General features: G+C 65.3%; 10 protein-coding genes, 1 pseudogene and 1 riboswitch. All 11 genes and pseudogenes read left to right on the top strand.

Features of this window, described 5'->3' with window-relative positions:
- Nucleotides 1-53: 53 nt before the first annotated feature.
- A riboswitch (adenosylcobalamin (AdoCbl) riboswitch) is annotated at nucleotides 54-139 on the top strand.
- A gap of 42 nt (nucleotides 140-181) precedes the next feature.
- The 11 genes and pseudogenes from CCZ28_RS13300 (at nucleotide 182) to CCZ28_RS13250 (ending at nucleotide 12,430) form a co-directional block, all read left to right on the top strand.
- Entirely contained in the window at nucleotides 182-1,198 is a 1,017-nt protein-coding gene (locus CCZ28_RS13300; RefSeq protein WP_140218740.1) for an ABC transporter substrate-binding protein, read from the top strand.
- Nucleotides 1,195-2,229, top strand: a complete 1,035-nt coding sequence (locus CCZ28_RS13295; RefSeq protein ID WP_140218738.1) for a FecCD family ABC transporter permease — start codon at nucleotides 1,195-1,197, stop codon at nucleotides 2,227-2,229. Before CCZ28_RS13300 ends, CCZ28_RS13295 begins: the two co-directional genes overlap by 4 nt.
- Nucleotides 2,226-2,990, top strand: coding sequence for an ABC transporter ATP-binding protein (locus CCZ28_RS13290; RefSeq protein ID WP_140218736.1), 765 nt, complete (start codon nucleotides 2,226-2,228; stop codon nucleotides 2,988-2,990). Before CCZ28_RS13295 ends, CCZ28_RS13290 begins: the two co-directional genes overlap by 4 nt.
- Nucleotides 2,991-3,082: 92 nt before the next feature.
- Complete coding sequence (locus CCZ28_RS13285; protein WP_140218733.1) at nucleotides 3,083-4,108, top strand: acyltransferase family protein; 1,026 nt, start codon at nucleotides 3,083-3,085, stop codon at nucleotides 4,106-4,108.
- A gap of 52 nt (nucleotides 4,109-4,160) precedes the next feature.
- Nucleotides 4,161-5,696 (top strand): hypothetical protein, encoded by a 1,536-nt coding sequence (locus CCZ28_RS13280; RefSeq protein WP_140218732.1) that lies wholly within the window; start codon nucleotides 4,161-4,163, stop codon nucleotides 5,694-5,696.
- A gap of 415 nt (nucleotides 5,697-6,111) precedes the next feature.
- Nucleotides 6,112-6,966: an IclR family transcriptional regulator domain-containing protein gene (locus tag CCZ28_RS13275; protein WP_058786467.1), complete on the top strand. Its 855-nt coding sequence runs from the start codon at nucleotides 6,112-6,114 to the stop codon at nucleotides 6,964-6,966.
- Between the two features lie 347 nt (nucleotides 6,967-7,313).
- Nucleotides 7,314-7,826: pseudogene (locus CCZ28_RS13270) on the top strand (FAD-dependent monooxygenase); the annotation flags it as partial.
- Nucleotides 7,827-7,977: 151 nt separating this feature from the next.
- A complete protein-coding gene (locus CCZ28_RS13265) occupies nucleotides 7,978-9,330 on the top strand; it encodes an MFS transporter (protein WP_140221347.1) in 1,353 nt (450 codons plus the stop codon).
- A 132-nt stretch (nucleotides 9,331-9,462) separates the two neighbouring features.
- Nucleotides 9,463-10,581 (top strand): ABC transporter substrate-binding protein, encoded by a 1,119-nt coding sequence (locus CCZ28_RS13260; protein WP_140218728.1) that lies wholly within the window; start codon nucleotides 9,463-9,465, stop codon nucleotides 10,579-10,581.
- Nucleotides 10,578-11,636, top strand: coding sequence for a FecCD family ABC transporter permease (locus CCZ28_RS13255; protein ID WP_140218726.1), 1,059 nt, complete (start codon nucleotides 10,578-10,580; stop codon nucleotides 11,634-11,636). The genes CCZ28_RS13260 and CCZ28_RS13255 overlap by 4 nt, the downstream gene beginning before the upstream one ends.
- The gene (locus CCZ28_RS13250; protein ID WP_140218724.1) at nucleotides 11,633-12,430 is read left to right on the top strand and encodes an ABC transporter ATP-binding protein; all 798 of its coding nucleotides are present in this window, start codon (nucleotides 11,633-11,635) and stop codon (nucleotides 12,428-12,430) included. The genes CCZ28_RS13255 and CCZ28_RS13250 overlap by 4 nt, the downstream gene beginning before the upstream one ends.
- Nucleotides 12,431-12,443 lie beyond the last annotated feature (13 nt).

The following is a 12,443-nucleotide window of genomic DNA, read 5'->3' as shown; positions in this document are numbered from 1 at the left end:
GTCAAGTGCTTGAAGATTGGTCGCCGCTGGCCTAACGTCGGCGACCCCTCACGTTCCCTGGCGGGAAGCCGGTGCAAATCCGGCGCGGTCGCGCCACTGTGAGTCTCCTCCGGGAGATGAGCCAGACCTTGCCAGGGGATAACCATCATCCACAAGGGACGCGTCATCCCAAGGAGAGTCCATGCTTCGCCGTCTTTCGCCGCTGCTAGCCGCTGCGGCACTGTCCGTTTCGTCCTTCACCGCTCAGGCCGCCACCCACTATCCGCTTACCGTCCACAACTGTGGTCGCGACCTGGTCTTCGAGCGCGCGCCGCAGCGCGTGGTCAGTATCGGCCAGGCCAGCACCGAGCTGCTCCTGAGCCTGGGCGTGGGGCCGCGCCTGGTGGGCACTGGCGTCTGGTTCGGCGCCTTGCCCGCGAATCTGCAGGCAGAGGGCAAGGGCATCCCGCGCCTGGCCGACAACGCGCCCAGCTTCGAAGCCGTGGTCGGCACCCGGCCGGACCTGGTGGCGGCGCAGTACACCTATCACGTCGGTCCCGGTGGCGAGGTGGGCGACTTCCCGCGCTTCGCCGACCTGGGCATCGCCGCCTACGTGGCGCCCAGCGACTGCGAGGGCAAGGCGGTGACCGCCGATTCCAACAGCGACGGCAGCCGTAGCGCGCCCTTCGACATGCAACTGGTGACCCGTGAGGTGCACGAGCTGGCGGCCATCCTGGATGTGCAGCCGGCCGGCGACCGCCTGGCGGCTGATTTGGACCGGCGCATCGCCGCCGCTGGCGAGAAAGCCAAGGCTGCCGGGGTGCAGGGACGTTCGGTGCTGTTCTGGTTCTCCAGTACCCGCCTGGAAGGCGATCCCTGGGTGGCCGGCAACCTCGGTGCGCCCGCCTGGATCGCGCGCGCCCTGGGGCTGCGCAACGTGGTGGACAGCGCCGAAGAGTGGCCGGCGGTGAGCTGGGAGCGCATCGCCGCCCTGGACCCGGACTATATCGTGGTGGCGCGCATGGACCGCCGCCTGTACCCAGCCGACGACGTGGACAAGAAACTGGCCTTCCTGCGCAGCGATCCTCTGACCCGCGAATTGCGCGCGGTGCGCGAGAACCATCTGCTGGTGGTGGACGCCCCGACCCTCAACCCCTCGCTGCGGGTGGTGGATGGCGTCGAGGCCCTGGCCAGCGACCTGGCCAAGCCCAAACCATGAGCCTGCCCCTGGCGGCCGAAGGCGCCCGGCCCTGGCGCTGGCTGCTGGGCCTGGCCGCCGTGCTGGCGCTGGCCGCCAGTGTGGTGTTCGCGGCCTCCTTCGGCGAGATGCCCATCGCCCCTCTGACCAGCCTGCTGGCCATCGCCAATGGCCTTGGCCTGGGGCCCTATCCGGTGGAGCGCATCGTCCAGGGCATCGTCTGGGAATACCGCTTCAGCCGCGCCCTGGTGGCGGCCTGCTGCGGCGCGGGCCTGGCGGTGTCCGGCGCCATCCTCCAGGCGCTGCTGCGCAACGCCTTGGCCGAACCCTATGTGCTGGGGCTGTCGGCCGGAGCCTCCACCGGCGCGGTGCTGGTAATGCTGCTGGGCGTCGGCGGCGGGGTGCTCGGGGTCTCCCTGGGCGCCTTCCTTGGCGCCATGCTGGCCTTCACCGTGGTGCTGCCTTTCCTGGGCAGTGGCGGCAGCACCCGCATCATTCTCGCCGGGGTCGCCGCCTCTCAGCTGTTCAACGCCCTGACCGCCTATATCGTCGCTACCGCGGCCAATGCCGAGCAGGCGCGTAGCGTCATGTTCTGGCTGCTCGGCAGCCTGTCCGGGGTGCGCTGGCCGGATGTCTGGCTGGCCGGCGCCGTGGTCCTGGGTGGCCTGTTGGTCTGCCTCGCCTGCGCCCGGGCGCTGGATGCCTTCGCCTTCGGCGAGGACGCCGCCGCCAGCCTGGGAGTAGCGGTGGGACCGCTGCGCCTGCTGCTCCTGGCGGTCACCGGCCTGATCACCGCCTGCCTGGTCAGCCTGGTAGGGGCGGTGGGTTTCGTCGGCCTGGTGATTCCCCATGTGGCGCGCTTCCTGGTGGGCCCCGGCCATGGTCGCCTGCTGCCCACCTGCGCCCTGACCGGCGCCCTGTTCATGGTGCTGGCCGATATCGTCGCCCGTACCCTGGTGGCCAAGCAGACCCTGCCCATCGGCGTGGTCACCGCCCTGGTCGGGGCGCCGGCCTTCGCCTTCATTCTCTATCGCGCGCGGGAAGTCCGATGAGCCTGGCCGCCCGTGACGTGGCCTGGAGCGCCGGTGGCCAGCCGATCCTGCGCGGGGTGACCCTGCAGGTGCAGCCCGGCGGCGTGCTCGGCCTGCTCGGCCCCAACGGCTCGGGCAAGTCCAGCCTGTTGCGACTCTTGGCCGGGCTACGGCGACCGGAGGAGGGGGAGGTCAGCCTCGACGAGACCCCGCTGAATCAGTTGCGGCGCCGCGACCTGGCCCGCCGGGTGGCCCTGGTGGAGCAGCAGGCCGGCACCGAGGCCGACCTCTCGGTGGCCGAGGTGGTGCGCCTGGGCCGTACGCCCCATCGCGGCCTGCTCGACGCCTGGAGCGCCCGCGACGCCGAGGTCTGCCAGCGCGCCCTGGCCCAGGTGGGGCTGGTCGACAAGGCCGGGCGCCGCTGGCACAGCCTTTCCGGCGGCGAACGCCAACGCGCCCAGATCGCCCGTGCCCTGGCCCAGGAGCCCAGCGAACTCTTGCTGGACGAACCCACCAACCACCTCGATATCCAGCACCAGCTGGAGATCCTCGACCTGGTTCGCCGCCTGCCGGCCACCTGCGTGCTGGCCATCCACGACCTCAACCTGGCCGCGCTGTTCTGCGATCGCCTGGTGGTACTGCGCGACGGCCGCCTGGTCGCCGAGGGTACGCCAGCCGAGGTGCTGACAGCCGAGCTGATCCAGCAGGTGTGGGGGGTGCGAGCGCGGGTAGAACGCGAGCGGGACTCGGGGCGACTCTACATCCGTTACGACGTAGCCTGACTCTGTCGCCGGTTGTTAGGATTTGTCCAGGTCGCGCGCCGTCGACCGACGTAGCATCTTTTCCAGGCCGCAGCACACCCGGAGAAGGCGCCATGCTTCATTCGATTCAGTATCTGAGAGCCGCAGCGGCCCTGATGGTGGTGCTGCACCACATCGCCATAAAGGGTCAACAGTACGGCAGCGACGCCTTCAGCTTTCTCACCGTAGGGCAGTTCGGCGTCGATCTGTTCTTCATCATCTCTGGCTTCATCATGTGCCATACCACCCACGGCAAGAACCTGAGTTTTGGGCGGTTCATGCTCGCCCGTGTCCAGCGGATTCTGCCCCTGTACTGGCTGTTCACGGCGGTAGCTTTGCTGCTCTGGCTGAGCTTTCCCAACATGGTCAATGCGGGTGGGGGCGAGACCAGCATCTGGGCATCCTGGCTCCTGGCACCCAATGGGATGAGATATCTGGTCGATAACGGCTGGACACTCCGCTATGAATTCCTGTTCTACCTGATCTTCGGTCTGTCCTTGATGCTGACCAAGGGTAAACGGCAATTACTAGTGGCTAGCGTATTGCTCCTATTGGCGCTGACTGGCCTGCTGGTGAAGCCAGAGAACTCCTGGCTGCAGTTTCTGCTGGACCCTCTGCTGCTGGAATTTCTGATGGGGATTGCCGTATTCCACCTTTGGCGGTCCGGACACCTGGGACGTTGGCCGCTTTCGTTGCTAGGGCTGGTTGGGTTGGTCGCCTTGATCTATCAGAACGACCAGGGGCTGGTCGAAACACCTCTTGGGCGCGTCTTCAGTGGGGGGCTGCCCATGATGCTGATCTGCCTGAGCGTGGTGGGGGCCGAGGATCGGCTTTCTGGTTGGCGCAACATGTTTAAACCGCTGGAGCGCCTGGGTGACAGTTCTTACTCGCTCTATCTTTCCCACGTGTTCGTCTTGAGTCCGCTCGCTAGAGTCGCCCAGAAAGTAGGGATATTGGGCGGCTGGTCTTTCGGTGGCCTGCTCTTGGTGGGAGCGCTGCTGGTGGGCTGGCTGTGTTATGCCTGGGTAGAACGGCCATTGAATGCCTGGGCGAAACAGTGGGGGGGCGGTGTTCTGCATCGGAGCGCCCGTAGCGTGTAGCAGACGTTGCTCCTGTCTAGGCGAAGCAAGATTCTTATTAAGGATAATACCTATGCCTCTTGATGTTCCTGGTTATGTATCGGTGCTCGATTTCTACCAAGGTGAGGCGGATTACACCGAGGCTTTCCGCAAGGCCATCGACTCGCTGCAGGGTGGAGGAATTGTCTTGGTTCCCCAGGGGGTATTCTACGCCCAGCAAATCGTTCTGAAGCGCAACGTGATAATCGAGGGATTAGGCGTCGGTGCGACCGAACTCGCCCAATCACCTGGTGCGAATTGCGACTTTCTGATCAGTGAGAACTTCGATGCCTTGACGGGTTCGGGAAAGACCGTTGCAACTGATGGGCGTGTACCGTCTTGGTTCGGTATCAAGGACCTGAGGATAAATGGCAATGGAGCGAACCAACAACAGGGACGAGGAATCGCTTGGTATGGCTGCGCCATTCTGATGAAAGGAGAGGTTCTGGTTCAGAACTGCTTCGATGACAATGTCTACACCGAATACGCCAGTACGAGCGGTTCAGGTACTTGGCAGGGGCAGGAAGAGGGATTCATCGATAAGCTTACCTCCATGCGCAGTCGACAGGGGTGGGGATGGCGCAACCGTGGCCCGCATAACTCGGTAGTGACAAGCTTCATTGCTGGATACAACAAGGCGGGGGGCTATATTTCGGAAACTCAGGCGGGAAAGTTCGATGGAAACGTGACCGAGATCGGTCATCTACATACCTACGCGAACGCCAACGGTAATGGTGATGCTGGAGCTATCCTGGGTTCTACGACCGCCATCGCTCATTGGATAATCGATGGCGACTATGGTCGAGTCACGGCATCCAACTGCCAATTTGGAAGGATAAAGCTGATCAATGGCGGTCAGTCAAATGACGGTCTGAATCTGGTGGGGAACTACAACAATGTAGGAAGCTTTCACGGCTCTATGTATTCAGGTACTGAAGGTTATGCGGTGCTCAAGGTCTCGGGTAATGGCAATACATTTGCAGTGGCCAAGTTTTTCGGTCAGCTTGGAAAGCATAAGGGCTTGATCGTTTCTGGTTCTGGAAATAGTTTGACGAATTTTTATGCGAGGGAGTGCTCGGTCGGTATAGACGTTTCCGGTAGTCTAAATACGGTCAGTGGCAAGGTTTTACTGTCCTATGTGGCTGGTTTGAATTACCAACTGCCGGTGGACACTCATGCTGGAAAGAATTCGCTGGATCTGGATATTTATTCGATCCAAGGCGCCTATATTACGGGGGATCGGCCAGCTGATCAGTTGGATAGATTTCAGATTCGTGCCACGGGACTAATAGCAAGTGGTCGAACGAATGTTGAGTTGGAGAGCGCCTACTTTCCTCTGGATACCACTGCTGTCCAGATGATCAGTGTGCCCCATGGGCTGCTTTATGTGCCGACCAGAAAGTCGGTAAGTTTGACCCTCTTGGGTGGGCTACCTGCGGATGCAGTTTTCGTGGAAGTAAGAATGAAGGTGATAGATTGTAACGACGAAGTCATAAGGATTCAGATAAAAGTTCCTCAAGCTGCGGCGACTGGTAGTGTCGCTCGTCTGGGTGTCAAGGTTGTCATCTGATGGAGTATTTGACGTTGAGTGGCTCTGAGCGACCAGTTGTTCTCACCTTCGTGAGCCAGGTTCTGTACGAAAATTCGCCGAGCGAAGGTCAGGCGAGGCCTAGGCGGCCCCGCGAAAAAGGCTGAGGAAGCGGATCGGAGTCGCGCTCGACCGGGCTCGCGAACGAGTTTACGAGCGGTAAATGAGCATTCCGACGGGGCCGCCTAGGCGGGGCTGGCTATCCAGGCCTTTTTCAATGAAGCATCACCGAGCGCAGGTATTTCTCGTACAGAACCTAATCCTGAACGCATGACCCAACTGAAGCCTGCTCTAAGCCAGTTGTAACATTCACTGTCAGCTCTGCTCACCGTCTAGCCATTGCGATAATCGCCCCTTCGCTCGATAATCGGCCAAAAGCCTGCCGAGGATAGGGTCTATGGACGATAACCGCACCGCTCATGCCACGGGCCTGCCGCCGTTGGCGGCGCCGCCGATCATCGCCTCGCCGGCCAAGCGCATCGAGGCCTTCGCCGGCGACCCGAATTTCATGACCTCCCTGGCCCGTGGCCTGGCGGTGATCCATGCCTTCCAGGAGCGCAAGCGCCAGCTGACCATCGCCCAGATCAGCCACCGCACCGAGATCCCTCGCGCGGCGGTGCGGCGCTGCCTGCATACCCTGATGAAGCTGGGCTACGTCACCACCGATGGCCGCACCTATTCGCTGTTGCCCAAGGTGCTGACCCTGGGCCATGCGTATCTGTCGTCCACGCCGCTGGCGGTCACCGCCCAGCCGGTGCTCGACCGCCTCAGCGAACAACTGCACGAGGCCTGCTCCATGGCCACCCTGGAGGGCGACGAGATCCTCTACATCGCCCGCTCGGCCACGCCGCAGCGGCTGATCTCGGTGGATCTCAGCGTCGGTAGCCGGCTGCCGGCCTACTGCACCTCCATGGGCCGCATCCTGCTCGCCGCCCTGGACGATGCCGCCTTGCACGACTACCTGGACCACGCCGATCTGCAGGCCAAGACCAGCCGCACCCTCTACCAGCGCCCGGCGCTCATCGAGTGCCTGGGCCAGGTACGCCAGCAGGGCTACGTAGTGGTCGACCAGGAATTGGAGGTGGGGCTGAGATCCCTGGCGGTACCCCTGCGCGATGCCGCCGGCCAGGTGCTGGCGGCGCTCAACGTCGGCACCCATGCCAGCCGGGTCAGTCGTCAGGAGCTCGAGACGAAATTCCTGCCGGTGTTACTGGCGGCCAGCGAAGAACTAAGTACGCGGCTCTTCCACTAAGGTAGAGAGCACGTACTGGAGCGGTTTCACGATACCTTTCAGGTATGGGGGAAAACCTGGCGGGTATTGGACAGGCTCTGGCGCGGCTGCGCATCCTGGCGGCATAACAACAAACTGCCAGGAGTATCGCCATGGACAGGATCTTGCTGAGCGAACGCAGCCAGGTCTTCGCCGCCTGCACCCCCGGCCAGGTTTCGGAATACGTCGGTCGCCATCTCGGCAACCATCGCCTGCAGATCCCGCGCGCCACTGCCGCCCGGGCCAGTCTCGCCCATCGCAGCTTCGCCGCCCTCGACCTCTGCCGGCTGCACTATGCCGGCCAGGTGCGCATCCTGGCGCCGGCGCTGCCCTGGGTGCGCAACGCCAGTCGCGCCGAGGTGGGGGCGGCCTTCGCCGATTGGGGCCTGGCGGCGCGGACCCTGGTGGCTGCCATTGAAGCACCAACGCTCTGGGCGCTACACGACATCGAGGAACTGCCCTATTACGTGCACGGCCGCGCCGCGCTACTGGGCGATGCCGCCCACGCCATGCTGCCGCACCAGGGCGCCGGTGCCGGCCAGGGCCTGGAAGACGCCTGGTTCCTGCGCGAGCTGCTGGTCGATCCGCAGCTGACGCGCGACAACCTCGACCAGGTACTCCAGGCTTACCAGCGCTGGCGCCTGCCCCGGGCCTGCCGCACCCAGCGCACCTCCTGGGAGGCTGGCGAACTCTATGAGTACCGCGATCCGGCAACCGGCCAGGATGAAGCCCGTCTGGGGCAGACCCTGGCCAGGCGCTTCGACTGGTTGTGGCAGCACGATCTGCTGGACGATGTGCGGGCGGCGAGGCGCTGGCTGGGCTGGACGCTGCAACCTGCCTAAGGGGCAAGAAAATGGTCGATTATCGGTCATCGAGCCGATAATCGAATTGTCAGTCTCTTGTAGTTGGGCTTAACGTCGGCGCAGTGGCGCAATACGCCGATAACAACAACATGAGCAGACCACCATGACCCAAACTCTCGATGGGGCCGCCATGCCCCTGGCCGGCAGTCCCGCGCCGGCCGTGTCCGGCACCCTGGACGTCCAGCAGTTCATCAATCGCCAGGCCCTCTCGGCCTATCAGTGGCGCATCGTCGCCCTGTGCTTTCTCATCGTCTTCCTCGATGGCCTGGATACCGCCGCCATGGGCTTCATCGCGCCGGCGCTGTCGGTGGACTGGGGTGTGCCGCGCGCCAGCTTGGGCCCGGTGATGAGCGCCGCCCTGGGCGGCATGGTCTTCGGCGCCCTCGGCTCCGGGCCGCTGGCCGACCGCTTCGGCCGCAAGGGCGTGCTGGTGGTGGCCACCTTCATCTTCGGCGGCTTCAGCCTGCTGTCGGCCTTCAGCGCCAACCTCGAACAACTGGTGATCCTGAGATTCCTCACCGGCCTGGGCCTCGGCGCGGCCATGCCCAACGCCACCACGCTGCTGTCGGAATACACCCCCGAACGGCTCAAGTCGCTGCTGGTGACCAGCATGTTCTGCGGCTTCAACCTGGGCATGGCCGGCGGCGGTTTCGTCTCGGCCTGGATGATTCCGGCCTATGGCTGGCACAGCCTACTGGTGCTCGGCGGCGTGCTGCCGCTGGCCCTGGCGGTGGTCCTGCTGCTCTGGCTGCCCGAGTCGGCGCGTTATCTGGTGGTGCACGGCAAGAGCGCCGAGCGCATCCGCCGGGTATTGGCGCCCATTGGTCGCGAGGCCGCCGAGGCGCGGCATTTCGTGGTGCCGGAGCAGAAAACCGTCAAGGCCGGCAACGTCTTCGCGGTGATCTTCAACCGCAGCTACAGCGCCGGCACCCTGCTGCTGTGGCTGACCTATTTCATGGGCCTGGTGATCGTCTATCTGCTCACCAGCTGGCTGCCGACCCTGATGCGCGACGCCGGGGCCAGCCTGGAGCAGGCCGCCCTGATCGGTGCGCTGTTCCAGTTCGGCGGGGTGCTCAGCGCGGTCTTCGTCGGCTGGGCCATGGACAGGTTCAATCCGCACAAGGTCATCGGCCTGTTCTACGCCCTGGCCGGAGTCTTCGCCTACTGCGTCGGCCAGAGCCTGGGCCAGGTCGCCCTGGTGGCCACCCTGGTGCTGGTGGCCGGCATGTGCATCAACGGCGCCCAATCGGCCATGCCCTCGCTGGCGGCGCGCTACTACCCGACCCATGGCCGCGCCACCGGCGTGTCCTGGATGCTCGGCATCGGCCGTTTCGGCGCCATCACCGGTGCCTGGATGGGCGCGACCCTGCTGGGCCTGGGCTGGACCTTCACCCAGGTGCTCACCGCGTTGCTGCTACCCGCGGCCCTCGCCGCTTTGGCGGTGCTGATCAAGGGGGTGGTCAGCCACGCCGACGCGACCTGAGGCAGTATCTCCGTCCGCCCGTTGTTCACGGGCGGACGCTAGTCGCAGACGCTGCCACCGCGTAAAGTTGCACCCTTTGGCCGCTTCGCCGGTTGCCTGCTGCAAGGCGGCCCAGACGTCTCAAGGGGTTCCATGAAAGGTTTCGCTCTCGGTCGGCAGTGGGCTGCACGGCTAGTAACGCTTATCGCTTGCTTTCTGATTGCACCGGCTTTCGCCGAGACCCGTCAGGTCACCGACGTCCTCGGTCGCAGCGTGACCCTCGAGGTCCCCGCCAAGCGGGTGGTGCTGGGCTTCCACTTCGCCGACTACCTGGCCGTGGGCGGCCCCCACGCCTTGGACACCGTCGTCGGCATCTCCCGCGGCGCCTGGGAGCGCAAGACGCCCGGCACCTGGCGGGAGTATGTCGCCAAGCTGCCGTCCCTGGCCGAGCTGCCCGACGTCGGCGAGGTGGAAACCAACAGCTTCTCGGTGGAAAAGGTGCTCAGCCTCAAGCCTGACGTGGTGGTGCTGGCCGCCTGGCAATTCCAGGCGTTGGACAGCGAGGTCAAGCGCCTGGCGCAACTGGGCATCCCGGTGGTGGTGATCGACTACAACGCCCAGACCCTCGAACGCCACCTGGCTTCCACCCGCCTGCTCGGCATCCTCACCGGCCAGGAGGCGCGGGCCGCCGAGCTGGCCGACCTCTATGCCAAGGCGGTGGAAGAGGTCCAGACGCGCATCGCGGCGGCCCAGCGGCCCAAGCCGCGGGTCTACGTCGAATTCGGCAACAAGGGCCCGGCCGAATATTCCTTCACCTACGGGCAGAACATGTGGGGCGCCCTGGTGACCCTGGCCGGCGGCGACAACATCGCCGCGCCCTTCGTGCAGTGGTGGGGCGTGATGAATCCGGAGCAGGTGCTCCTGGCCCAGCCGCAGGTCATCTTCATCTCTGGCCGCGAAGACAACAGCAATCCCACCGCGCTGCCCATGGGGCCGGGCGTGACGGCGGAAGATGCCCGCAGCCATCTACGCGCCTTCATGCAACGGTCGGGCTGGGCCAATCTGCCGGCCATTCGCGACGGCCGTCTCTATGGTGTCTATCAAGGCGCCTCGCGCAGCCTGGAAGACTTCGCCATGCTGCAATTCATCGCCAAGCAGCTCTATCCGGATCTGTTCCAGGACCTGGACCCCATGGCCAACTACCGGGAGTATTACCGGCGCTACCTGCCGATCCAGCCCCAGGGCACCTTCGCCATAGGGCTGGCGCCATGACGGCTGCCTCGACCGCCGGCCACGGCGACGCCATCGCCGAGCAGCGCGCCCGCGAGCGCCGCCGCTGGCGAGCCTGCTGGGTGTTTCTCGCCTTGACCCTGATCGGTTTGGTGTTGGACATCGCCACCGGTCCTTCGCTGCTCTCGCCGCTGGAGGTGCTCAGGTCGCTGACCGGCCTGGGCGAACGCCAGCCGATGACCGACGCCATCGTCCGCGACCTGCGCCTGCCCGTCGCCCTGATGGCCCTGGCGGTGGGCGCCGCGCTCGGCGCCGGTGGGGCGCAGATGCAGACGCTGCTCAACAATCCCATGGCCAGCCCCTACACCCTGGGCATGGCCGCCGCCGCCGGCTGCGGCGCCGCCCTGAGTCTGGCGCTGGGCAGCTTCGGCCTGGGCGCGCTGATCGGCGTGCCGCTGGGCGCCTTCGTCTTCGCCATGCTGGCGGCGTTGTTCCTGTTCGCCCTGGCCTCGCTCAAGCGCACCGGTAGCGACACCATCATCCTCGGCGGCATCGCCCTGCTGTTCCTCTTCCAGTCGCTGTTGTCGCTGGTGCAGTTCCTGTCCTCGCCGGAGTTGTCGCAGCAGATCCTGTTCTGGCTGTTCGGCAGCCTGGGTCGCGCCACCTGGACCACCCTGGCCATCGTCAGCGGGGTGACCCTGCTGTGCTGCCTGCTGCTGCTGGGCGATGCCTGGAAGCTGGCCGCCCTGCGCCTGGGCGAGGCCCGCGCCGCCAGCCTGGGCGTGGACATTCGCCGGCTGCGCCTCAAGGTGCTGATCCTGGTGGCGGTGATGACCGCCACGGCGACCAGCTTCGTCGGGGTGATCGGCTTCGTCGGCCTGGTCGCCCCGCACATCGCCCGCTGGCAGGTGGGCGAGGACCAGCGCTTCCTCCTGCCCCTGTCGGCCCTCTGCGGCGCCCTGATGCTGTCCTTCGCCTCGGTGCTGTCCAAGTCCATCCTGCCGGGCGCGCTGTTTCCCGTGGGCATCGTCACCGCCATCGTCGGGGTGCCCTTCCTGCTCTGGCTGATCTTCGCTCCGCGCAGGCCCACGCCATGATCCGTATCCATGAACTGACCCTGAAACGCGGCGATCGCCAGGTGATCACCGGGCTGTCCACCGAGCTGCACGCCGGGCGGGTCCATGTGATCCTCGGCCCCAACGGCACCGGCAAGACCACCCTGCTGCGCGCCCTGGCCGGTGACCTACCCCTGGCCGCTGGCCGGATCGAGCGTGGCGAGCGGCGGCTGGTCGCGGGTGCCTCAGCCCGTGCGCAACGCGAGGGCTGGCGCCAGGGCGTGGCCTACATGCCGCAGGATTCCCATGCCGAGGCGGCGCTGTCGGTGCTGGAGACGGTGGCCATGGGCAGCCTGGAACGGCTGACCCTGCATCTGGACGATGACCTGCTGCGGCGAGCGCTGGGCAAGCTGGAGGAGGTGGGCATCGCCCACCTGGCGTCGCGCCAGCTCGGTGCCTTGAGCGGTGGCCAGCGGCAACTGGTGTTCTTCGCCCAGGTGCTGATGCGGGAGCCTGAGGTGATGCTGCTGGACGAACCGGTCAGTGCCTTGGATCTGCGCCACCAGATCAACCTGCTGGACCGGGTGCGCCACGAGACCCGGCTGCATGACCGGGTGACCGTGGTGGTACTGCACGACCTCAATCTGGCCTGCCAGTACGCCGATTCGCTGCTGGTGCTGGTCGACGGCGGCTTGCTGGCTGCGGGTGCCCCCGCCAGCATCGTCACCGCCGATCTGCTCGAAGCCACCTACGGCGTGGCGGTGGACATCCTGCACGACCGCCAGGGCCGGCCGGTGGTCCAGCCGCTGGCCGGTCAGGCCTTCAACGAGGCCTGACCGCCGTGGAACA

Origin of the sequence: Pseudomonas oryzihabitans, assembly GCF_006384975.1 — a bacterium.
Taxonomy (GTDB): Bacteria; Pseudomonadota; Gammaproteobacteria; order Pseudomonadales; family Pseudomonadaceae; genus Chryseomonas; species Chryseomonas psychrotolerans_B.
Note: the sequence above shows the minus strand (reverse complement) of the source record. Positions and strands in the feature narration are given on the sequence as shown.